Genomic DNA, 21,265 nt, shown 5'->3' with positions numbered 1-21,265 from the left:
CCGGCTCAGCCAACTAGCTCAGCGAGGCGGCGGTGAGCCGTCACGCTTTCGAGAAAGCTCGCTCGCACCGCGGGGTCACCGATCGCGGCGGCGCGCTCCCGGAGTCTCGCGACCGCGCGCCGGGCGACGTCCCGCGCGGCGTCCTCGTCTCCGGTCGCGATCAGCGCGTCGGCCAGCGCGAGCCGCACCAGCGCCTCGCCGTCTGCGATGCTGCCAACCTCGTTCAGCGCGGCGTTGGCGCTCCGCGCCATCTCCAGGCTGTCCTCGAGGCGACCCGCGGCGCGGAGCGCGACGGCCAGCACCGCCATGGCGTGAATGCGGGTCGGCGGAACGTGCGCGAGCATCGCTACGGCGCGCTCGGCCTCCGCCACGGCGCCCTCGGCGTCCCCTTGGAGGATCAGGAGCTCCGCCAGGTGGTTGTGCGCGCCACCCTCCATGCGGCGATCACCCTGCGTCATCAGCTCCGAGATCGCCTCGGAGAGGAGCGCTCTCGCTTCGTCGAAGCGCCCGAGCGCGGTGAGCGCGGCGCCCAGGTTGTTCTTGGCCGAGGCGGTCACGTTCTTGATACCCAGGCGCTGGCCGAGCCGCACGGTGTCGCGCAGTCGGGCCTCCGCCTGCTCGAACTGACCGAGCTCGAGACAGGCGTGGCCGGCGTTGTGGCGGTGGATGGTCGTCGTCCGGAGATCGCCGGCTTCCTCGCAGGCCGCCGCCGCCTGCTCCGAGAGCTCGCGGTATTCCCAGGTGAAGCCCTTGAACAGCGCGCGGGCCGCGCGGCTAGCCTGCCAGCGGGCGAGCGCGCCCGGCGCGTTCGGCAGGGTCGGCGCCCAGGCGTCGATGTGGGAAAAGAGCAGGTCGGCCAGCTCGTAGTCGCCGATCTGGAGGATCGCCGTCGCGACGCGACAGGTGGACATCAAGGCCGCTACGCCCGGGCAGTCGCACCAGCCCTCGTCACACAAGCGCCGGGCCAGCGCCCGCTCGGCCTCGACGTTGCCGGAGCGATGGCTCGAGACCGTGAGCAGCGACGCCGCGGAGTACCAGCTGTCGCTCCCCGGGACGAGCAACCCGAAGGCCTCCTCGCCCCGGGTGTGCGCCTCGGCGTGCCTGCCGAGCCAGTAGATGATCTCTCCTTCGAGCAGCACGAGCTCGCCCAAGATCCGCGGCTCGACGGGCAGCGCACGGGCGATCTCCAGCGCACGCGCCGCGGCCTTGGCGGCCGCGCCGAGGTCGTTGCCGGCGAACGCCTCCTCCGCGGCGGTGCGCGACCAGGTCAGCGCGCGCTCGCGCTCGTTGCCGCGATCGAAGTGCTGGGCGAGCACCAGCGCGTCCGGCTCGCCGTTCTCCTCGAGCCAGTTGCCGGCGATGCGGTGGCCGCGCTCGGCGTCCTCCCGGGTCAGCATGGAGTACGCCGCCTCTCGCACCAGCGCGTGGCGGAACACGTGCTCGCGCACGCCGGGGAAACGGCTCTGGGCACGGGCCGTGACCAGCTCTCGCTCCGCGAGCATGGTCAGCCAGTCGCCCACCTCGGTCGGGTCCTGCTCGCCGCCGATCAGCGCGGCGACTCCGCCGTCCCAGAACACGCCGCCGAACACGCTGGCTGCCCGGAGCACGCGCCGCGCCGCCTCCGGCAGCGCCTCGAGGCGGGACTGCACCATCGCCAGCACCGTCTCGGGCAGCTTCTCGGACTCGCCCTCGGCGACGGCACGGATCAGCTCTTCCAGGTAGAAGGCGTTGCCGTCCGCGCGCTCGACGACGCGCGCCACGAGCTCGGGCTCGGCCCGATCGCCGAGTACCTCCGTCACCAGCCTCTCGGACGCCTTGCGTGTCAGCGCGCCGAGGCGCACCTCGACCAGGTCGCGCTGCTCGAAGAGCGACGGGAAGGCGTCGCGCACCTCCGGGCGCCCGAGCGCGAGCACCATGAACGGCTGCTCCTTCGCCACCCGCAGCGCCGAGTCCACCAGGTTCACGCTCGGCAGATCGCCCCAGTGCAGGTCTTCGAGGATGAGCAGCAGCGGCGCGCGCCGGCACTCGGCCAGGACGGCGTCCTCGAACGCCCGCTTGAGCTGGTCACCCAGGAGCACGGGGTCGCGGCGCGCAGCGGCGAGCTGCTCGTCGTCTTCGCTGCCGGAGGGGACGCGAGCGAGCTCCCCGAGAAAAGTTCCGAGCCGTGCGCGGTCAGGCTCCCCGAAGCGCTCGGCGATCCAGCCCGTCAGTCGGGCTCGACTCTCGGCTGCGGGCTCGCCGTCCTGCACGCCCCAGGTGCGACGCAGCGCCTGGGCTACGAGGCCGAAGGGCGAGCCCGCGCTCATCGGATCGCCGCGGGCCATCCAGGTCGTGATCGCCTCGTCCCGCTCGGCGACGCGGCGCGCGAAGTCGTAGCGCACGCGGGACTTGCCGATCCCCGCGGGCCCCTGCACCAGCGCCGCGCGCGCCACCGGCTCGGAGAGGCACTCGTCCAGCAGGCTCTCCAGGAACTTCAGATCGCGCTCGCGACCGACTGTGGTGGTGGGCCGGCCCAGGAGCCGGCGGGAGGCGTCGAGCGCGCGCTCGCCGAGCAGCACCGCGCGACCCGAGTCGCCGGCGACCTCGAAGCGCGCGTCGAGCAAGCCGCGCGTCACCGCGTCCAGAGCGATGCCTTCGTACGCCTTCGGCGCCGTCGGCAAGAGCTCCGCTGCTCGATCGATGGCGTCTCCCACCGGAAACGCGCCGGCCACGACGCCGCGCCCGGTCGCCAGCGCCATCGGCGCGTTCGGCAGTAGCAACCGGAGGTCCAGCGCGCAGCGCGCGGCTCGCGTCCCCAGATCCGTCGCCGAGCCCCCGGCGCCGGTGAGCAAGACCGCCAGCGAGCCGCTGCGCAGGGGCTCGAGCCTGCCGCCGAAGCGCGCGATCACCTTGCGGGCTTCGCGCACGACCTGCCCGGACGCGCGGCCGTCGCTGCGGGTCGGGTGCTCGGAGGCCTCGCTGCTCACCGCCCCGACCGACTCGAAGGCCGTCGAGCCCCACTCGGAGGCGCTCTCGTCGCCGACCGCGCTGGCGATGAGCACGGCCACCAGGCGCTGCTCGGCGCCGGTGAGCGCCTCTTCGCCGGTCGGCGGCAGCGACGTCGGCGCGTCGGGTCCGAGCTGGATCTTCGCCAGCAAAGGCAGCACCGCGCTCGCGTCGCGCGGGCGCCCCGCGGGTTCCTTGGCGAGCAGGCTCGCGACCAGGGCGTCGAGCTCGCGCGGCAGCTCGGGTCGCAGCTTGGAGAGCCGAGGTGCTTCCTCCAGCACGAGCTTGGCGAGGATGGCCACTGCACCGCCGCCAGCGAACGGCGGGCGGCCCGTGAGGCAGTGGAACAGCACCGCGCCCAGCGCGAACACGTCGGCGCGCGCGTCGATGCCGCTCACGCCGCGCGCCTGCTCCGGCGCCATGTACCCGACCGTCCCCAGCACCGCGCCGGTGCGCGTCATCACCGCCGAGGCGTCGGACAGGTGCGCGATGCCGAAGTCCAGGAGCTTGACCCGATCGACCCGGCCGTCCACCAGGATGACGTTCCCCGGCTTGACGTCGCGGTGCACGATGCCGCGCGCATGCGCGGCGGACAGCGCTTCGGCCATGCGCGACACCACCTCGATGGCCTCGGCGTCGCCGAGCCGGGAGCGCTTGAGCCGCGCGCCGAGCGTCTCGCCCTCCAGCCACTCCATCGCGATGAAGGCCTGGCCTTCCGCCGTCGTGCCGTGGGCGACGTGGCGCACGATGCCCGGGTGGTCGAGCTCCGCGAGCAGCTTCGCCTCGCGTGAGAAGCGATGGTCCGCGCCGTCCTCGACCAGGACCTTGACGGCGACGGGCCGACCCGTGAGGCGGTCCTTGGCCCGAAACACTTGTCCCATGCCCCCGGCACCGGCAAAGCGTTCGACCTCGAAGCGATCCGCCAGGACGTCGTCGACCTTCACTGCCAGCGGGCAGTATATCCCGACTCAGGAAGCGTCTTTCGCGCAGCGAAAGCCCGCCACCAGCAGCCGCCAGCTCCCCGGGTGGTGGACGCGGTTCGACGAGCGCAGCCCCTTGGCGTGGTAGTTGAAAGCGCCGCCCCGGAGCACGCGCTCGCACTCCGTTGGGATGGGGTTCGTGCCGGTGTAGCCCTCGAGCTTCTTCTTCCTGAGCTCGTCCTGCGCTTCCAGGATCTGCTCGCAGGTGCCGGGCACGCCGCGGTCCGCCGTCGGACGCTTGTACGCGTAGGGATCGTAGGAGTCGGCGATCCACTCCCAGACGTTGCCCGCCAGATCGTGGTGGCCGTAGGGGCCGGCGTCGTCCGGGTACGAGCCGACCTCGGCGGTGGCGCCGCCCTGGCAACCCTGGAAGCAGCCGTGCTTCTTGGGATCGGGGAAGGCGTTGCCCCAGGGATACGTGCGCCCGTCGTCGCCGCGCGCGGCACGCTCCCACTCGGCCTCGGTGGGCAAGCGCTTGCCGCGCCACTCGCAGTAGGTCTTCGCGTCTTCCCAAGAGACGCCGACCACCGGCTTCTTCGCTCCGCGAAACTCCTTCTCGGAGCCGTACTTCATCGCCTTGGCGGCGTCTGCCTTCCATGGCTTGCAGATCTTCGCGCTCACGCACTCGAGGTACTGGCCGTTGGTGACCTCGTACTTGTCGAGCAGGAAGGCCTTCAGCGTCACCTGGTGAGCGGGGCGCTCGTCCTGCTCGCCCTGATCGTCGGAGCCCATGCTGAACGTGCCCGCCGGGACCGGCAGCATGTCGGGCGGCGGCGGCTCGGCGGGCTTCGCGACCTCGACGGGCGGCGGCGGGGCGCTTGCAGACGGAGCGGGCTTGGCCTTCGGCTTGGCGACCTTCACCTGGACGGGCCTCTTCGCCGCCGGCTCGGCGCGCTCGGCCTTGGCCGCGGGCGGATGCGCTTGCGAGGCGCCGTTGCAGGCCGCGAATGCGAAGAGCGCGAGTCCCAGGGGCCAGAGTCTCACGGCCCTCGTCTAGCGGAGCTCGGCGCCGGGTGCCAAGAAGGCGGCTAGCTCTGCCCGAGCCACGCGAGCGTGGCCCCGAGGCCCTGCTCCAGGCTGGTCGTGGCGCGCCAGCCGAGGAGCTTGGCGATTTTCTCGACGTTTCCGGCGCGGCTCGTGCCCGCGGTCCAGTCCGCCGGACCGGTCTCGACGGCGACCTGTCGCCCGGACACGCGCACCATCAGCTCGATCAGCTCGCGCACGCTGGTCGCGACGCCCGAGCCGACGTTGAAGAGCTCTCCGGACAGCGGCGACTCGAGGGCGCGGCACGTCGCCTCCACCGCGTCGTCCACGTACACGTAGTCGAGGGACTGTCGTCCGTCGCCGAAGACGACCGGAGACGCACCCTCGCGCAGGCGCTCGAAGCTCTTCACGATCACGCTTTTGTAGCCGGTGCCCGCGAACTGCCTCGGGCCGTACACGAAGAAGTAGCGGAGCGTAGCGAAGTCCATGCCGTATTGCTTCGCGAAGAACGCCAGCAGGTGCTCGCCGGTGAGCTTGCTGATGCCGTACACGGTGGACGGGAGCGGGAGCTCCGTCTCCACCATGGGCGGCCCAGCCAGGCGGCCGTAGGCGTAGAGCGACGACGTGAACAGGACCTTCTTCAGCTCGGCTCGACCGGCCGCTTGGAACAGCGCTGCGGTCCCCTCCACGTTCGAGCGAAGCACGCGCGTGGGGTCGTCCTTCGACTGGTTGTGCTTCTCGGCCGCCAGGTGGAAGAGGTAGTCGGCGCCGGCGAGAGCCCGGTCGAGCTCGGCGGTGTCACCGAAGCCCAGATCGTGCTTCACGATCTCGACCGGCACCTCCGCCGGCAGGTTCTCCGGCTTGCCGTAGCGCAGGCTGTCGATCACCACGATGCGCGCCGCGCCGCGGGCACCGAGGGCGCGCACCAGGTGCGAGCCGATGAAGCCGCAGCCTCCGGTGACGACCACGGTCGCACCAGCGAGGGAGTGTGGGTTGGACATTGCGGGTACCCTCAATCGCACGAGTTGTAACAGCACGCGTCCGGCTGTCGCTTGCGGGCCGCCGTCGTCGCCTTCACGTCCAGCGCTAGGCCGGTCAGGTGGCCGCGTTCTCCGTCCTTGCCGCCGCAGTGGACCTTGAGGTGCTTGGCGCAGTCGGCGAACGGCGGCTCGGCCGCCGAGACGCTCCCGTAGTCCCGTGACTTCGCGGCGGGGTAGCAGTTGGTGCTCTTCGCGGCAGAGGGCGCTGGCGCCGCGGAGGCCGTGTCTTCCGGCGGGGGCGCCGGGGCCGCTGAAGCCATGCTCTCCGGCGAGGGCACCGCGGCTGGAGCGCTCGGCGCGGCCGTCGTGACCGACGCGCTCGGCGACGGTGCGACCGGATCGCTGGGGGCCGCCTTCCGGTCGCAAGCGACGAGGCCGAGGAGCAGCGCCCAGCTGGCCGGGGAGCGTCGCTGTGGGGGGGTCATGTCGGCGCAGGATCGCGCAGCGGGCACGCTCCACGCAAGGCTCCCCGCCTCGACGCGCACGGCCGCGCTACTCTCGACGGGCCGCTTTCCGCCGTGAAGAGCCCGCAGCGGGAGCGGCATCCACCGGCTCCGCCGACAGTTTCCGTGGGTTTTCGCTGCTCCCGATGGTCGTGATCTGATCATGGCAAGACTGCCCGAGTCGAGACTAGTGTCGGCGCCCCCAAGGATGGCCGAGACCAAGCGCCGCTCCGCGAAGCTCGGGCGAAAGCTCTGGGGGAGCGTCCGCGCGCGGCCCTTCGACTGGGCCGCGGGGCTCGTGGCCGTCGCTGCTTGCGTGTACGTGATCGCCTACCCCTTCGCGGTGGTGCGCTATCCGCCGATGACGGATCTGCCGTTCCATGCCAGCGACATCTCCATCTTCCGGCACTACTGGGACTCCTCCTTCGGCTTCCGCGAGCAGTTCACGCTGCACCCGTTCGAGGTCCCGTACATGTCCATGTACGCGATCGGCGCGCTCCTGGCGCTGGTGCTGCCGATGCACGTCGCCGTGAAGGGCGCCGCCGTGGTGATGCTCGCCCTCCTGCCGGCGGGGCTCGCGCTCCTGTTCCACGGCATGAAGAAGAGCCCGCTCTGGGGCCTGCTCGGCCTCGGCGCCGTCTGGATGCACCTCACCCACTGGGGCTTTCTGAACTTCGTCGGCGCCATCGGCCTGTTCGCGATGAGCGTCGGCTACGCGCTCCTGGTCGCGGATCGGCCGACGCGCTGGCGACAGCTCGGCCTCGCGCTGAGCTTGATCGCCGTGTTCTTCACCCACCACTTCCGCTACCCGTTCGCCATCCTGGCGGTATGGGGCGCGGTCGTCTTGGTCTGGCCCGCGACGCGCCGGCTGTGGCCCGCCCTCTGGCCCACGCTGCCGAGCGTCGCGCTGTTCGCCGCCTGGCACTTCATGCCCAAGCAAGGCGGCAAGATGGACCTGGGCAAGCACCTGGCGTGGTCCCCCGACCGGGTGCGCGAGATTGGCGCGTACCTGGTGGACGGCTTCGGGGGCGCGGCCGGCGTCGAGGAGAAGCTTCACTTCAACCGCTTCCTCGACCTGGCCTTGGTGCTCGGTATCAGCTGCGCGTTCTGGTTCGTGGTCCAGGGCAGGACGAAGCACCGGAGCTTCCGCGAATGGTGGTGGGGCGCCTCGGTGACGCTGCTGCCTTTGCTCTTCGCCGCGGGCTTCCTGTTCGCGTTTTTGATGCTGCCGATGCGCATCGGGCTCTGGTGGTACGTCTACCCCCGAGAGATCACGCCCGCGCTCTTCATCCTGTTCGCCGTGGTGCCGGACATGCCGCGCGCGGGCCTGCCTCGCTTCGCGCTCTCCCTCTCACTCGCGCTGTTCGCGGGGCGCATGGGCTACCACGTGGCGGTGCAGTACCACGCGTTCGACAAGAGCACGGCCGACTTCCAGGCGGTCGTCGCGCAGATCCCCAAGGCGCCGCGTCTGGCCTACCTGATCTTCAACCACGAGGGCTCGACGCGCACCATCACGCCCTTCATCCACCTGCCCGCCTGGGTGCAGGCCGAGAAGGGCGGCGCGCTGTCGTTCCACTTCATCGGCTGGAACCAGAACCCGGTGGCCTACCGGGAAGGCAGCCCCCACGTCCCGCCGCCGGTGCCGGAGCACTGGGAGTGGCGGCCGACTTGGTTCGACGTGCGCCGCCACGGGACATGGTTCGACTGGTTCCTGGTGCGGCGCTACGCCGATCCGGCCGGGATCTTCGCCGCCGACCCCAGCATCCAGCTGGTGGCGCACCAGAACACCTGGTGGCTCTACCGCCGGACACGGCCCGCGCCCCCTTGAGCCCCAGCGGGAGTATCCTCGGGACGATGCTGGGACCCGGCGCACGCATCCACGACTACGAGGTCTGGGGACGCCTGGGCGGCGGCGGCATGGGCGACGTCTGGCTCGGCCGGCACGTCGTCCTGGCCACGCCCGTCATCATCAAGACCCTGAAGCCGGAGCTCGGCGGCTCGCTCCAGGAGCGCATGCAGCGGGTGGTGACCGAGGCCCGCCTGATGGCTCGCATCACCAGCCCGAACGTGGTGCGCGCCCTCGACGTCGGCAGCCACGACGACATCCCGTACGTGGTGCAGGAGTACGTGGACGGCATCGACCTGAATGAGCTCGACCACGCCCGGCGGGACTGCCTGGGCCTGGGGCTCCCGCTCTGGTTCGTGTGCGACGCCGCCGCCAAGATCGCCCACGGCCTGCACGCCGCGCACCAGCAAGGCGTGCTCCACCGGGATCTGAAGCCGTCGAACCTGTTCGGCTCGGCTGACGGCAGCGTCAAGCTCGGCGACTTCGGCATCGCGATGCCCACGCAGATCTGCGAGAAGAACCTGGCCTCGAGCGCCGGGACCTTGCGCTTCATGTCGCCCGAGGCGCTGCGGCAGGAGCCCCTCGATCGCCGCGCAGACGTCTACGGGCTCGGCGCCACCATCTACGATCTGCGCTACGGCAGCCCGCCCTTCGCGACGCTGCCCGAGCTGCTCGAGAGCCCGGAAGAGGCCCGATTCCCTCCACCTCGCAGCGCCGAGGAGGCCTATTTCCAGCACGTGGTCGCGCGCATGATCGCCAAGGATCGCCGACATCGCTTCGCCGATCTGGGCGAGCCGCGGCGCGCGCTCGCCGCGCTGGGGCAAGCCACGCAGCGGCCGACTCGCGCGGCCCGGCTGAACGAACAGAGCCTCGCGCTCGGGCAGCTTCAAGTGGTGACGGAGGCGGCGGACATCGCCCGCGCCGAGGTGGACGGCATCATCAGCTCTGCGAACTGGCAGCTCACCATGCGCACCGGCGTCGCGGAGAGCCTCCGGCGCGTAGGAGGCGACGAAATCGAAGAGGAGGCGATGCGGAACGGCCAGCAGCCGCTCGGTGCGTGCATCGCCACCTCCCCGGGGCAGCTCACTTGCCGCCGGGTGCTGCACGCGGTCAGCGCGTGGGAGGAGGCGTCCTGCGTGGGCCGGGCGATGCAGCGAGCGTTGCTCCTGGCCGAGCGCCTCGGCCTCCGGCGCCTCGCCATCCTAGCGCTGGGCACCGGCGCGGCGCGCGTCACCCTGGAGGCCGCCGCGCAGGCCCAGGCTGCGGCGCTGCGCTGGCACCTGTCGCTGGGCGGCTCACGGCTGGAAGAGGTGCGCTTCGTGCTCTACGACGAGCCCAAGCTGCGCGTCTTCCGCGAGGTCGTCGAGAGCGAGCTGTTCGGCCTGGAGGACGACTCGCCCCTCGACACCGGCCTGGTCAGCCACCTCAAGGGCCCTCCGGATCCGACCGGGCCCACGGAGATGGACACGCGACGCACCAACCGAACGTGACGCCTCAGCGCACCGAGGGCGGCGGCTCGCTGCGCTTGAGCGCGCGCAACGCGGCCTTGGCGATGGCGCGCGCGGCGGGCAGCGCGTTCTCCGGCGTCGGCTCGCAGACCATCACCGGGGCGACGCCGCTCAGCGTCTGCCACTCCATGGCAAGCGCCGGGCCGCCGTAGATGACCGTGGGCACCACGACGCGGGTCGGCTGGAGCGCGCGACACAGCCGCTCCACGGCGGAGCTCGAGTAGTGCGTGCCCGCCGTCAGCGCGTCGGTCAGGACCAGCGCGTCGAGCGCGTGCGCCGCTCGCTCCAGCGCGACCCCCGCGCTGCCGTCACCGCTCCAAGGATCCACCGGGAAGGTCTCGAAGAGCACGCTCGCGTCGAAGCCGTGCACCACGCCGAGCGGCATCTCGCCGTCGGTCAGGCCCAGCGCGCCCACGAACACGTCGCTGGCGCCCCCCATCACCACCACTCGCAGGCGGAGCTCGCGTGAAGGCTGCTGGCTGTCCGTCATGGCCCCGGCTCGAAGCCTAGTCCACCGCGCCGCGGGTTCCAAGCGCCCCCGAGCTCTGCTAGCCAATGGCGAAACGCATGAGCTCCTCCCTGGTCAGTTTCGAGCTTTCCGACGACGTCGCCCTGCTCCGTATGGACGACGGCAAGGCCAACGCGCTCAGCCCCGAGATGCTCGACGCGCTCGACGCCGCCCTCGAGCGCGCGGAGAAGGAAGCGAAGGCGGTGGTGCTCGCCGGCCGGCCCGGGCGCTTCTGCGCCGGCTTCGATCTCCGGCACATGATGGCGGGCCCGGACAGCGCCCGCGCCCTGGTGACGCGCGGCGCGGAGGTGCTGATGCGTGCCTATTCGCACCCGCAGCCCCTGGTCGTCGCCTGCACCGGCCACGCGCTCGCGGGTGGCGCGCTGGTCGTCCTGACCGGCGACGTGCGCATCGGCGCCGCCGGCGACTTCAAGCTCGGGCTGAACGAGGTCGCCATCGGCATGCCGCTGCCGATCTTGGCCATCGAGATGGCCCGCGATCGCCTCGATCCGCGCAAGCTGACGGAGGCAACGCTCCTAGCGCGCCAGTACGCGCCTGAAGCCGCGCTCGCCGCCGGCTACCTGGACGAGGTCGCCCAACCGGAAGAGGTCGTACCGCGGGCTCTCACCGAGGCGCGCCGCCTGTCCGGGCTGTCCAACCTGGCCTACTCCGCCAGCAAGCGCGCGCTCCGCCGCGACAGCATCCAGCACATTCGTGACACGCTCGAGGCGAACATCCGCGAGTTCGGGGGCTGAGCTCACGGCGCCAGATCCCCCGGCCGGCTCTCTGCCTCGTGGGTCAAGATCCAGCCCTGCGGCACCACGTCCTTCACGGATTTGCCGATGCTGCTGATCAGGACAGCGGCGCCCTTGTACTCGGTGTCCGTCGCCGGCTCGAAGCCCTCGACGTGGGCGATGCCAGCGAGCGCCTGCTTGCCCTCGCTCGTCGCCGCGACGCTCAGGAAGGCGTCCATCAGCTTCTGGCGCTTGTCCGCCGGCAGCCCAGCGCGGAAGAACAGCGGCTCGTTGGGGAGCTCCGGCGTCTTGCCCAGCACCGTCAGCTCCGGGTCCCCTTTCACGCTGTCCTCGTAGGTCGCGGCGGCGTCGGCGCGCCCCTCTTTCAGCGCGGCCAAGGCCGCCGCGTGCGATCCAGTGAAGAGCGGCGTGACGCTCACCTTCGCGTCGGCGAGCAGCTTCGAGGGCAACAGGTAGCCGGTGCTCGAGTAGCGATCGACGAAGGCCACCTTCTTGCCCTGGAGGTCGGACAGGGACTTCACGGGGCCCGAGCTCTTGGCGACGATTTCCCCGTGGTGCGCCTTGGCGCCGCCCACCCGCACCACTCGGAGGCCAGCGCTGACGCCGTGCAGCTGCCGGCAGAACAGGTACTCGAAGACGCTGAGCAACGCCGCGTCCACGTTGGGGCTGCCCGCCATGCGCACCGCGTCCTCGCTGCTGGGCGCGACGCGGAGCTCGATGCGGAGCCCCGAGGCCTTGGCGAGCAGCTGTTCGAGCTCGCGTACGCGGGCCGCGTCGGCGCCATGCGACTCCGAGAGCAGGACGACGAGCGGCGCGCCCGGAGCCCCGAGCCGCTCGTCGTCGCGCCGGCAGCCCGTGAGGAGGACCGCGACGAACGCGAGCAGCAGGGTCAGGAGACGGAGAGGCATCGGCAGCGGATGCTACGCAGAACCCGGGTCAGGCTGCACGCAGGTCCTGCAACCTATCGACCTTCCTCAGCGCCGGGAACGCGAGCGCGCACAGCCCCACCACCAGGACGGTGCCGATGCCCCCGGCGACCACCGCAGGGACGATCCCGAGCCAGGCGGCCGTGACGCCGGACTCGGCCTCGCCGAGCTCGTTCGACGCCCCGATGAACACCAGGTTCACCGCGCTCACGCGCCCGCGCATCGCGTCCGGGGTGCCGAGCTGCACTAGGTTCTGGCGCACGAACACGCTGACCATGTCGGACGCGCCCAGCACGACCAGCGCGGCGAGCGAGAGCGCGAAGCTCTTGGAGAGCCCGAGCACCACGGTGGCCAGACCGAAGACGACGACCGAAACGAGCATGGTCGCCCCTGCCCGCCGCCTGAGCGGACGATACGCCAGGGAAACGGCCATCAAGGCCGCGCCGACGGCCGGCGCTCCGCGCAAGAGGCCGAGCCCCCCGGGGCCCACGTGCAGCACGTCCTTGGCCAGCGCCGGGAGCAGCGCCACCGCCCCGCCCAGGAGCACCGCGAACAGATCGAGCGTGATGGCGCCGAGCAGGATCTTCTGGCGCCACACGTAGGCGAGCCCGGCCAAGAGCGTCGAGAGGCTCGGCGCCTGCTCCGCCGACGGAGCCGAGCGGGCGCCGATGCCCGCCACCAAGAGCAACGCTCCGAACGAGCACAACGCGGTCGCCGCGTACACCACCGACGGCCCGAAGGCGCCGTACACGATGCCGCCCAGCGCGGGCCCCCCGATGGTCGCGACCTGCCAGTTCGTCGCGCTCCACGCCACGGCGTTCGGGAAGTCTTGCTTGGGCACGAGCGACGGCAAGAACGCGCTGGCCGCCGGGCCGTAGAACGCGCGCGTCGTCCCGAGCACGACCAGGAGCGAGTACAGCACCAGCAGGTTGGGAGCTCCAACGGAGGTCAGTGAGAGCGCCGCCGACGCGAGGCCTGCAGCCAGAAAGCAGCCGAGGAGCACGTTCCGGCGCGCGAAACGGTCCGCGACGTGCCCGCTCGGCAGCGCAAACAACATCATGGGCAGGAACTGCGCGAGCCCGACCCAGCCGAGGTGCAGCGGGTCGTTCGTGAAGGTGTAGATCTGCCAGCCCACCGCCACCGACTGCATCTGGCCGCCGACCACGGTCATGAAGCGGGCCGCCATGTACAGGCGGAAGTCCCGGTGGGCGAAGGCCGCGCGCGGGTGGCTCTTCGAACCGGCCTCGTTCACGCGCGAAAGGTGGCACGCGCGCCCTCGGGCGGGTAGCGGCGTTTTGCTGCGGAGGCTAGAGTGCCGGCCGGACGACAGTGAGTGAGCCCAAGACGCAGTCGCCCGCGCTCGGCGTGCTGGTGAGCGTGTTGATCATCCTGCTGATCGTCGCCGTGCTGGCGTGGCCGGCGCCTCGCCTCTGCTACGAGCAGCTGACGGGGACGCCCGCGGTCTCCGACGTGTGCAACCCGCTGTCCTGGGTGCGCCGCGCGATTGCCCGGGTTCTGGGGGGTTAGGCTCTCCCTGCCCCGAGAAACCATGCTATCTCCGCCCCGTCGATGATCGAGGTCGAGCGCCTGACGAAGGACTACGGCACCGTCGTGGCCGTCCGCGACGTGTCGTTCTCGGTGGGCAAGGGAGAGATCGTGGGCTTCCTGGGCCCGAACGGCGCCGGCAAGAGCACGACCATGCGCATCCTGGTCGGCTTCCTGGGTGCGACCAGCGGCCGCGTGCGCGTCGCCGGGCACGACATCGTCGAGGACAGCCAGGAGGCCCGCCGCGCCATCGGTTACATGCCGGAGTCCGCGCCCTTGTACCCGGAGATGCGCGTGCGCGAGTACCTGGCCTTCAGGGCCGCGGTGAAGAAGGTGGCGCGGGCCGAGCGCAAGCGCGCGGTGGAGCGCGCCATGAGCCTGGCGGTGGTCACCGAGATGGCGGACACCGTCATCGGCCACCTGTCGAAGGGCTACCGGCAACGGGTGGGCCTGGCCGACGCGCTGGTCGCGAACCCGCCGCTCCTGATCCTGGACGAGCCCACCGCCGGGCTCGATCCCAACCAGATCCGCGAGGTGCGGCGCTTGATCCGCGAGCTGGGCGAGAGCCACACCATCCTGCTCTCGACCCACATCCTGAGCGAGGTGGAGAGCACCTGCGATCGCGCCATCGTGATCGCGCGCGGCCGCTTGGTCGCCGAGGGCAGCATCGACGAGCTGCGCGCGCGCCGGCGCGCCGACGGCGCCGTGGTCACGGTGCGCGGCGATCGCGCCCGGGCGGTGTCGCTGCTGGAAGCGCTCCCGGGGGTGCGCCGGGTCAAGGCGCGGAAGGGCGACGACGCGGAGCTGTCGCGGGTGACCCTCACGCTGGCCAAGGGCGAGAGCAACGTCGGTGCCGTGCTCGAGGCCGCGGTGGGGGCGCTGTGCGCTGCCGGGCTCGGGGTGCGCGAAGCTGGGCCCTCCCGGGCGACCCTCGAGGACGTGTTCGCGGAGCTGACCCGGGACGAGGCCGACGCCGCGGCCGAGCAGGAGACCGAGGAATGAGCGGCACGCTGCCGATCTTCCGCCGCGAGATGCTCTCGCTCTGGGTCACGCCGCTGGCCTGGGTGCTCCTGGTCGTGTTCCTGCTGATCCAGGGGCTGAGCTTCTACTCCATCGTCGTGCACGTCTCGAGCATGACCAGCGCGTCGATCGACAGCGGTCCGGTGCAGGCCTACTTCGGGCAGTCGATTTTCCTCCTGGTCTCCTTGCTGTTGGTGTGTCCGGCGCTGACCATGCGCGTGTTCGCCGAGGAGCGCCGCAGCGGCACCATCGAGGCGTTGCTCACGGCGCCGGTCACGCCGGCCGGCGTGGTCTTGGGCAAGTACCTGGCGACGCTCGCCACCTACGTGGCGATGTGGCTGCCGACCCTGCTCTTCATCCTGATCCTGCGCAACACCGGCCAGGTGGACTGGCGCGTGGTCGGGTCGAGCTACCTCGGGGTGTTCGGCGTCGGTGCCGGCTACCTGGCGGTGGGCACGCTGATGAGCGCGATGACCCGGAGCCAGCTCACCGCCTTCGTGCTCACCATGCTGGTGATCTTCGGCCTGTTCATCCTGGGCATCGGCGAATACGTGTTCGACGCCGGGCTCCTGCGCGACGTCTCGACGCACGTCTCGGTGCTCTCGCAGATGGACGAGATGTCCAAGGGCATCGTCGATCTCCGCCGCCTGGTCTTCGACGGCACGCTGGTCGCGCTGCCGCTCTTCGTCACCGTGCGCGTGGTGGACTCCTGGAGGTGGGGCTGATGGCCAAGAAGCCCACCCAGAAGCCCGCGCCTCCGACGGCGGTGACGCCGGCCTTCAAGGTGCTGGCCGCCGCCGGTGTCGTGGCCGCCGCGGTGATCGCCGTCCTGTGCAACGTGCTCGTCGCGCGCTTCTACAAGCGCTGGGACTTCACCCAGAGCGGCCTCTACACGCTCTCGCCGGCGACCGTCGAGACCCTGCGTGGCCTGGGCGAGCCCATCGAGGTGATCGTCTTTTTGAGCGCCAGCGACCCGCTCGCCGTCAGCGTGCGCCACATGCTCACGGCCTACGGCGCGGAGACGACGAAGCTCCAGACCCGCTACGTCGATCCGGATCGGAGCCCCGCCGAGTTCCTGGCGCTCCAGCAGAAGTACGGCATCGTCGCCGGCAAGACCGAGGACGGCCGCGTGGTCACCGACGCCAGCCTGGTGATCGCTCGCGGCGAGCGCCACTGGTTCGTGACCACGGACGACATGGTCGCGTACGACGAGGAGGACGGGCGCAGCAAGCCCAAGCTCGAGCAGGCGCTGACCGAGGGCATCCGCAACGTGCTGGAGAAGCAGAGCACGAAGATCTGCTTCACCGCTGGGCACCAGGAGATCTCCATCGACGACGGCGGCCCGCAGGGCCTGGCGGAGCTGCGCTTCCGCCTCCAGAAGAACAACTACGAGAGCGTGCTGCTCGACCTCTCGTCGCCGAAGCCAGGCGAGAAGCTCGCGGACTGCCAGGTCGTGGCGGTCGTGGGACCGGAGGTGCGCATCCCGGAGAAGGTGGCGAACGATCTCGCCGGTTACCTGCGCGACGGCGGCAACGTGCTGGTGCTGGCGAACCCGGTGCTAGACGAGGACAACCGCATCCAGAGCACGGGCCTCGAGCCGCTGGGCCGCGTCGCCGGCGTCGAGCTCGGCAACGACTTCATCGTCGAGCGGAGCGAGGAGGCGCGGCTGCCTCAAGGGCTGGGCGAGACCTTCTTCTCGCTCCCCAAGGCCCACGGCATCACCGGCGGTCTCCTGAAGGGAGACAAGGCGCGCTTCAAGGTGCTGCTCAGCGCCGCGCAGAGCCTCCGGGCAGCGGACGGCTCGGCGGCGCTGCCGCTGCTCGTCACCAGCGCCGAGGCCTTCGCGCTGAAGGACGTGCGCCCGTTCGTCGAGCAGGGCAAGCCGGTGGAGAAGGCGCCGAGCGACGCCGGCGGTCCGTTCACCGTGGCGTACGCGGTGGAGCTGCCCAAGCCCGCCGGGTCGAGCGCTGCCCACGGTCCGCGCGCGGTGTTCGCCGGCAGCGCCAACCTGGCCTGGGGCCGCAACTGGCGCGAGCCCACCCTGATGGGCAACCGCCTGTTCGTCGAGAGCGCGCTGTCGTGGCTCTCCGCGCGCCCCGCCCTGGTCAGCGTGCCCGAGAAGCAGGGCCACGACGTCGGGCTGGCGCTGACCGAGGAGTCCCTGGGTGAGGTCCTGCGCTACGTGCTCGTCTACATGCCGCTCTCGGCGGCGGCGCTCGGCGTCTTCGTGATGCTCCGGCGGCGCGGCAAGGAGAAGCGCTCGCGGGCGGGCGGCGAGCGCGCGGCCGAGGGCAAGCGTGACGAGCCCGAGGACGAGGGCTGATGCAGAAGGGCCTGAAGCGGCAGCTGGTGAACCTGGGCCTGGTGGTGGCGGCGCTGGTGCTGCTCGGGGTGGTGCTGTGGACCCAGGGCACGGTGACCACCGGGGAGAAGGACGCGCGCTCGTTCAACCTGCTCTCCGCGTTCCGCGAGGACGACATCACGCGGCTCACCTTCACGCGGGACGGCAAGCGCCTGGTCGTCGCACGCGTCGTGAGCGGCGACGCCGGCGACACCACCTGGAACATCGAGGAGCCCTTCCGGGAGGAGGCCGACGCCTACGCGGTGGACAAGCTCTTGGGCTCCCTCGAGTTCGCGCGCTTCGTGCGGCGCATCAAGCCGGAGGAGGTGAACCGCGGCGAGTTCGGCCTGGACGCCCCGAGCCTCCAGCTGGAGGTCGAGATGGGCAAGGTCCGCTTCCGGCTCGGCATGGGCAAGGAGGCCGCGTCGCCCCCGGGCTCGCGCTACCTGGAGCTCCGCGCTGAGGGTGGCCCGGAGAGCGGCGTGTTCATCGTGAGCCGAGAGCTGGTCAAGGAGCTGGACGTGGACGCCGGCACGTTGCGCGGACGGCAGATGCTGCCCTACACCTCGAACCAGCTCTCGCACGTCGAGCTCGTGGGGAGCGACGGCGTCCGGCGCTCGTTGAAGAGCGCCGGCCGCGATCGCTGGCGCTTCGACGGCATGGAGGGCGACGTGCGCGTCAACCGCGACGTATTCGACCAGGTCTTGATCCAGTTCGCCCGCACGAAGGCGGACCACTTCCTTGAGGTGAATGACGCCGAAGCCGCGCTCGCGGGCGGCAAGAACGTGAAGCTCACGCTCACGCCCAAGGAGGCGGGGCGCCCCAAGGCCGTGATCGAGGTCGGCGGCAGGTGCCCCAAGAGCGACAACGACGTGGTCGCGCTGCGCCGCGAGCCCGATGCGCTGGCGGCGTGCGTGCCGAGCTCCGTGCTCCCGGGCCTGGACACGGAGGTCTCGGCGCTGGTGGACAGGGGCCTGTTCGCCCTGCGCAAAGACGAGGTCGAGTCGTTGCGCGTGGTGCGCGGCGACAGGAAGCTCGATCTGGAGCGAAAGGAGAGCGGCTTCGTCCTGCGCTCCCCGGTGCAGGGTGACGTCGAGCTCGAGACGGGCAATCGCCGCATCGACTCCATCGTGCGCGCCCAGGGTGAGCTCCTCCCGGACGCGAAGCTCGCCGAGCTCGGGCTCGAGCCGGCGCAGGGCAAGGTGACCCTGCGTTCCTCCGCGGAGAGCGACGACAAGGTGATCGAAGAGGTCGTGGAGCTCGGCAAGCCGGACAAGGACGGCAAGCTGCCCGTGCGTCGCCTGGCGGACGGCGCCGTGCTGCGAGTGGACGCGGACGCAGCCCGGGCCCTCGAGGCCGACTCGACGCTGGTGCGCAGCCTGAAGCTGCTGGACTTCCCCAGCGCCGACTTCCGCTCCCTCGAGGTCCGGGGCCGCGGCATCGAGCAGAAGATCCACCGGGAGGCTTCGGGACAAATCCTGATGGACCTGCCGAAGGGCAAGCGCGCCGACGTCGCGCTGACCACCAACGCCGTGGACGAGCTGGGGGGGCTCACCGCGGACCGCTGGGTGAGCGAGCGCGACGATCCGAGCTTCGGCCTGGCCACGCCCGAGCTGACGGTGAAGCTCGCCTACGCCGCCGGTGACGCGGGCCTCCGGGAGCGCGTGCTGACGATCGGCGCGTCCACCAGCGGCGGCGCTTACGCGAGGCTCGACTCCGAACCGGGCGTGTTCGTGATGCCGCGCCGCGCGCGCGAAGCGCTCGACACCTGGTTCCTCGATCGTTCGGTCTTCGTCGTCACGCCGGACGTGGCGACGAAGGTCGAGCTGGAGCGCAACGGCAAGAAGCTCGTGCTCGAGAGGCGCGCCGATGGCTTCGTGCGCGCCTCGGGCATCGAGCTCGCCCCGGCGCGTGTGGCGGAGATCTCCGAGACCTTGATCGCGCTCCGGGCCGAAGCGGCCCTGGAGCTCGGCCCGCAGAAGCCCGGGCGAGGGCTCGAAGCGCCGGAGGTCGTGGTGCGCGTCGAACGCACGGACGACGGACCGAAGAGCTTCCGCATCGGCGCCGGCGACGCCTGGCGCGGGCAGAGCATCCACTACGCCCGCGCCGAAGGCGTGGACGCGACCTACGTCATCGCGAAGACCAAGGCGCGTGTGCTGATCGACGCATTCTGACCGCTCGCGTCGGTGAAACGCCATGTGGCTGCGCGGGTGCGGCGTAGAAGCCGGCTCGCATCAGCGCGCGGCACGCTGCTGCAGCCAATTCACCAGCCGCACGCCGGGCATGTGCCGGAAATCGTCCATGTCATTGGTGACGAGTGTTGCGTCCAGCGCTCGAGCGTGCGCGCCGATGAGCAGGTCGTACGGCTTCGTGGGCCGACCCTTCGACCTGAGAGCGGCCTTGATCTCCGCGTAGTGTCTCGCAGCTTGCTGGGGGTAGCTGTCCACCTGAACGAGCGCGGTGAGGTCATCGAGAGCCGCGCGGTTTTGGTCGCGCGCCCGACTGTTCTCGACGCCGTACTCGAGCTCCGAGAGCGTGATGGACGACATGCGAGCTTCGCCGGGTGATCGCCCGGACAGGCGCCGGGCGATTCGCTCGAACCCTGGCTGCCTGTTGGCGAAATAGATCAAGATGTTCGTATCGAGCAGCCAGATCACTGCTGGCGCCGCTCCTGGTCGCGGTCCTGGCTGCGTTCGAGTCTTCCCTTGAATCGTGCCACAGCGGCCAGCGCGTCCTCGTAGCTGATCCGCTTCGGGCGGAGGATGATCACCCGGCCAACTCGTGAGACTTCGACCTCGTCACCTTCCACACGGAAGTCCTTGGGAAGGCGCACTGCTTGGCTGTTCCCATGCTTGAAGACCTTGGCCGTGGGCATGATACGGAAAGTATATACCTGGGCGGCGCGCTGGTCCAGGCCTCTACTTGCACAGGCTCGCGTCGGTCTCGGAGATGCCGGACGCGGCGTGCCCCTTCTGGTTGTCACGGGTCATGAAGAACAGGAAGCACTTCCCGCCGTCCGAGGCGTACCACTCGTACATGTTGTCGCTCTTCCTTTTCGGCTCGCCGATCTTCGCGACCACCTTCGGGTAGGTCTTCTCGAAGGGCCCGGGGTAGCCATCCCCGACGATCTTGCCGGCCTCCTGCAGCTGGGCCTTGGTGAGGCTGGTGGCGGGAGCCGTCTCCTCCGGAGCGGCGCTCGGCGCGGGCGGCACCTCCTCCTTCTCGGCCGAGGGCTCGGGCGCGGCGACGGGCGGCGCGGCGCTCGGGCGCTCGGGGGCTCAGGCGTCTTCGGCGGTTCGCTTGACGCGCCGCAGGCGGCGAGCAGGAGCAGCAGCAGCGGGGAGAGCTTCATGGACGCGGGACTAGCGGCCACGCTGCTCGGAGTCAACGCTTGCACAGCTCCCGGAGACGCGCGCGCTCCTCCCTCGAGAGGACGAGGGGCTCCACGGTCGGCTTGCCTTTCGCGTCCCAGAACGGAGTCGGCCGCGAGAGCCCGGTGAGCTTCGCCCGCAAGAGCAGGTAGGCCGTCCTGAGCAGCAAGCGGGGCGGGAACCGGGGGTGAGTACGCGGCGGCAGCTGCCCGTGGCCGTCTTGTCCTTGCACCCAGAAGCGCACGGGGCCGAGGTCTCGTTCTCTCCCTCCCGGCGAGCCCCCGTGGTCCATGAACAAGTGCGGCACTCCGACGAACGGGACGCTGGGGGAGGGTGCGGTGTTGCCGACCGGCGTCTTGCAGCACTCGGTGTACCAGCGCATCGCGCCCTTCGGGCTCAGGCGCACGCAACGCAGCTGGTCGGCGCCCTGCCCGAGCTCGAGCTGGCCGGGGGCGAGCTGGAAGACGTCAGTCCCACCGTGCGCGTCCAGGATGTCGGCGGCGCGACCGAGGAAGTGCGCGTAGGTCTGGCAGTCGATGCACATGCAGACCACCCGCGTTCCCCGGCGCAGAGACACGGAGTGGGCGACGCCTCGCACGGCGCCGCAGCTGCACTTCAGGGGGACTTCGCGCTGCATCCTCAGTTCGGCTTCTTGCCCGGCGCCCAGATGGCTTCCCAGTTCCGGCGGTATTCGTCGCTGGCCACCTGGGGTGGGCCACCGCGCGTGCGGGGCGGCGCTGCGTCCGTTCGCTGCGGCGACGCCTTGGCCACCGGCGTGGGTTTGTACTGCACCTCGACGTCGCAGATCCGCGGCGCCTCGGCACGAGGCGTGAGCTTCACGACCTCGCCGACGATGGGCTTGCCCTCCTCCAACGGTTGGACCTTGCCGATCTCGACCTGTCCCTCGCGCAGGCGCACTACGCCCACGCTCTTGCCGTCGGGCGACTCGGAGCCGAGCACGACCACGTCTTCGGATGGCGCAGCGTCGGTGTCGGCTTCGTCGGTCAACGGGG

Annotated in this window: 20 protein-coding genes; 8 read left to right on the top strand and 12 right to left on the bottom strand. The window is 70.9% G+C overall.

Translation table 11 applies throughout. From position 1 onward, the window contains the following. Positions 1-5: 5 nt before the first annotated feature. The 4 genes from HS104_33750 to HS104_33735 are packed head-to-tail and all read right to left on the bottom strand — an operon-like array spanning position 6 to position 6,414. Positions 6-3,929, bottom strand: coding sequence for a protein kinase (locus HS104_33750; protein ID MBE7484920.1), 3,924 nt, complete (start codon positions 3,927-3,929; stop codon positions 6-8). Between the two features lie 24 nt (positions 3,930-3,953). Further along, positions 3,954-4,949 carry an SUMF1/EgtB/PvdO family nonheme iron enzyme gene (locus HS104_33745; protein ID MBE7484919.1) on the bottom strand — a complete coding sequence of 332 codons (996 nt, stop codon included), beginning with the start codon at positions 4,947-4,949 and terminating at the stop codon, positions 3,954-3,956. A 44-nt stretch (positions 4,950-4,993) separates the two neighbouring features. Next, positions 4,994-5,950 carry an NAD-dependent epimerase/dehydratase family protein gene (locus HS104_33740; protein MBE7484918.1) on the bottom strand — a complete coding sequence of 319 codons (957 nt, stop codon included), beginning with the start codon at positions 5,948-5,950 and terminating at the stop codon, positions 4,994-4,996. An 11-nt stretch (positions 5,951-5,961) separates the two neighbouring features. Next, positions 5,962-6,414, bottom strand: a complete 453-nt coding sequence (locus HS104_33735) for a hypothetical protein (protein MBE7484917.1) — start codon at positions 6,412-6,414, stop codon at positions 5,962-5,964. Between the two features lie 226 nt (positions 6,415-6,640). Here HS104_33735 and HS104_33730 point away from each other — a divergent pair, with 226 nt between their 5' ends. Both HS104_33730 and HS104_33725 read left to right on the top strand, forming a co-directional pair. Then, a complete protein-coding gene (locus tag HS104_33730) occupies positions 6,641-8,260 on the top strand; it encodes a hypothetical protein (protein MBE7484916.1) in 1,620 nt (539 codons plus the stop codon). Between the two features lie 26 nt (positions 8,261-8,286). Next, positions 8,287-9,768, top strand: a complete 1,482-nt coding sequence (locus HS104_33725; protein MBE7484915.1) for a serine/threonine-protein kinase — start codon at positions 8,287-8,289, stop codon at positions 9,766-9,768. Between the two features lie 4 nt (positions 9,769-9,772). On the opposite strand, the gene HS104_33720 is transcribed toward HS104_33725, so the two are convergent. Further along, positions 9,773-10,276, bottom strand: coding sequence for a hypothetical protein (locus HS104_33720; protein ID MBE7484914.1), 504 nt, complete (start codon positions 10,274-10,276; stop codon positions 9,773-9,775). Between the two features lie 77 nt (positions 10,277-10,353). Between HS104_33720 and HS104_33715 the strand changes: the two genes are divergently transcribed. Beyond that, entirely contained in the window at positions 10,354-11,049 is a 696-nt protein-coding gene (locus HS104_33715; GenBank protein ID MBE7484913.1) for a crotonase/enoyl-CoA hydratase family protein, read from the top strand. A gap of 2 nt (positions 11,050-11,051) precedes the next feature. On the opposite strand, the gene HS104_33710 is transcribed toward HS104_33715, so the two are convergent. Together HS104_33710 and HS104_33705 are read right to left on the bottom strand one after the other, a co-directional pair. Then, positions 11,052-11,957 (bottom strand): phosphate/phosphite/phosphonate ABC transporter substrate-binding protein, encoded by a 906-nt coding sequence (locus HS104_33710; protein ID MBE7484912.1) that lies wholly within the window; start codon positions 11,955-11,957, stop codon positions 11,052-11,054. 28 nt (positions 11,958-11,985) lie between these two features. Continuing rightward, positions 11,986-13,305: an MFS transporter gene (locus HS104_33705; protein ID MBE7484911.1), complete on the bottom strand. Its 1,320-nt coding sequence runs from the start codon at positions 13,303-13,305 to the stop codon at positions 11,986-11,988. On the opposite strand from HS104_33705, the gene HS104_33700 reads away from it, so the two are divergent. Genes HS104_33700 through HS104_33680 form a run of 5 tightly spaced genes read left to right on the top strand, consistent with a single transcriptional unit; the run spans position 13,305 to position 19,055 of the window. After that, a complete protein-coding gene (locus tag HS104_33700; protein MBE7484910.1) occupies positions 13,305-13,502 on the top strand; it encodes a hypothetical protein in 198 nt (65 codons plus the stop codon). The genes HS104_33705 and HS104_33700 overlap by 1 nt on opposite strands. A gap of 42 nt (positions 13,503-13,544) precedes the next feature. Then, positions 13,545-14,522: an ATP-binding cassette domain-containing protein gene (locus HS104_33695; GenBank protein MBE7484909.1), complete on the top strand. Its 978-nt coding sequence runs from the start codon at positions 13,545-13,547 to the stop codon at positions 14,520-14,522. Next, on the top strand, positions 14,519-15,265 hold the full coding sequence (locus HS104_33690; protein MBE7484908.1) for an ABC transporter permease: 747 nt from the start codon (positions 14,519-14,521) through the stop codon (positions 15,263-15,265). The genes HS104_33695 and HS104_33690 overlap by 4 nt, the downstream gene beginning before the upstream one ends. Continuing rightward, a complete protein-coding gene (locus HS104_33685; GenBank protein MBE7484907.1) occupies positions 15,265-16,863 on the top strand; it encodes a GldG family protein in 1,599 nt (532 codons plus the stop codon). Before HS104_33690 ends, HS104_33685 begins: the two co-directional genes overlap by 1 nt. Next, positions 16,863-19,055: a DUF4340 domain-containing protein gene (locus HS104_33680; protein MBE7484906.1), complete on the top strand. Its 2,193-nt coding sequence runs from the start codon at positions 16,863-16,865 to the stop codon at positions 19,053-19,055. The genes HS104_33685 and HS104_33680 overlap by 1 nt, the downstream gene beginning before the upstream one ends. Before the next feature lie 60 nt (positions 19,056-19,115). Here the strand turns inward: HS104_33680 and HS104_33675 are convergent, their stop codons facing one another. From HS104_33675 to HS104_33655, 5 genes are all read right to left on the bottom strand, one after another. After that, entirely contained in the window at positions 19,116-19,538 is a 423-nt protein-coding gene (locus tag HS104_33675) for a type II toxin-antitoxin system VapC family toxin (protein ID MBE7484905.1), read from the bottom strand. Continuing rightward, positions 19,535-19,756: an AbrB/MazE/SpoVT family DNA-binding domain-containing protein gene (locus HS104_33670; GenBank protein MBE7484904.1), complete on the bottom strand. Its 222-nt coding sequence runs from the start codon at positions 19,754-19,756 to the stop codon at positions 19,535-19,537. Before HS104_33670 ends, HS104_33675 begins: the two co-directional genes overlap by 4 nt. 43 nt (positions 19,757-19,799) lie before the next feature. Further along, entirely contained in the window at positions 19,800-20,093 is a 294-nt protein-coding gene (locus tag HS104_33665; protein ID MBE7484903.1) for a hypothetical protein, read from the bottom strand. A gap of 172 nt (positions 20,094-20,265) precedes the next feature. Then, a complete protein-coding gene (locus HS104_33660) occupies positions 20,266-20,889 on the bottom strand; it encodes a hypothetical protein (GenBank protein MBE7484902.1) in 624 nt (207 codons plus the stop codon). 2 nt (positions 20,890-20,891) lie between these two features. Further along, positions 20,892-21,260 (bottom strand): hypothetical protein, encoded by a 369-nt coding sequence (locus HS104_33655; GenBank protein MBE7484901.1) that lies wholly within the window; start codon positions 21,258-21,260, stop codon positions 20,892-20,894. Between the last annotated feature and the right edge of the window lie 5 nt (positions 21,261-21,265).

The organism is Polyangiaceae bacterium (assembly GCA_015075635.1).
GTDB lineage: Bacteria > Myxococcota_A > Polyangia > Polyangiales > Polyangiaceae > JADJKB01.
The sequence above is the reverse complement of the archived record's forward strand: the minus strand, read 5'-3'. Positions and strand labels throughout refer to the sequence as shown.

What these genes read in the sequence shown, in the direction of transcription:
- HS104_33740 (MBE7484918.1), bottom strand. Translation starts at nt 5,950, where the DNA reads ATGTCCAACCCACACTCCCTCGCTGGTGCGACCGTGGTCGTCACCGGA.
- HS104_33735 (MBE7484917.1), bottom strand. Translation starts at nt 6,414, where the DNA reads ATGACCCCCCCACAGCGACGCTCCCCGGCCAGCTGGGCGCTGCTCCTC.
- HS104_33730 (MBE7484916.1), top strand. Translation starts at nt 6,641, where the DNA reads ATGGCCGAGACCAAGCGCCGCTCCGCGAAGCTCGGGCGAAAGCTCTGG.
- HS104_33725 (MBE7484915.1), top strand. Translation starts at nt 8,287, where the DNA reads ATGCTGGGACCCGGCGCACGCATCCACGACTACGAGGTCTGGGGACGC.
- HS104_33720 (MBE7484914.1), bottom strand. Translation starts at nt 10,276, where the DNA reads ATGACGGACAGCCAGCAGCCTTCACGCGAGCTCCGCCTGCGAGTGGTG.
- HS104_33715 (MBE7484913.1), top strand. Translation starts at nt 10,354, where the DNA reads ATGAGCTCCTCCCTGGTCAGTTTCGAGCTTTCCGACGACGTCGCCCTG.
- HS104_33710 (MBE7484912.1), bottom strand. Translation starts at nt 11,957, where the DNA reads ATGCCTCTCCGTCTCCTGACCCTGCTGCTCGCGTTCGTCGCGGTCCTC.
- HS104_33695 (MBE7484909.1), top strand. Translation starts at nt 13,545, where the DNA reads ATGATCGAGGTCGAGCGCCTGACGAAGGACTACGGCACCGTCGTGGCC.
- HS104_33690 (MBE7484908.1), top strand. Translation starts at nt 14,519, where the DNA reads ATGAGCGGCACGCTGCCGATCTTCCGCCGCGAGATGCTCTCGCTCTGG.
- HS104_33685 (MBE7484907.1), top strand. Translation starts at nt 15,265, where the DNA reads ATGGCCAAGAAGCCCACCCAGAAGCCCGCGCCTCCGACGGCGGTGACG.
- HS104_33680 (MBE7484906.1), top strand. Translation starts at nt 16,863, where the DNA reads ATGCAGAAGGGCCTGAAGCGGCAGCTGGTGAACCTGGGCCTGGTGGTG.
- HS104_33670 (MBE7484904.1), bottom strand. Translation starts at nt 19,756, where the DNA reads ATGCCCACGGCCAAGGTCTTCAAGCATGGGAACAGCCAAGCAGTGCGC.
- HS104_33660 (MBE7484902.1), bottom strand. Translation starts at nt 20,889, where the DNA reads ATGCAGCGCGAAGTCCCCCTGAAGTGCAGCTGCGGCGCCGTGCGAGGC.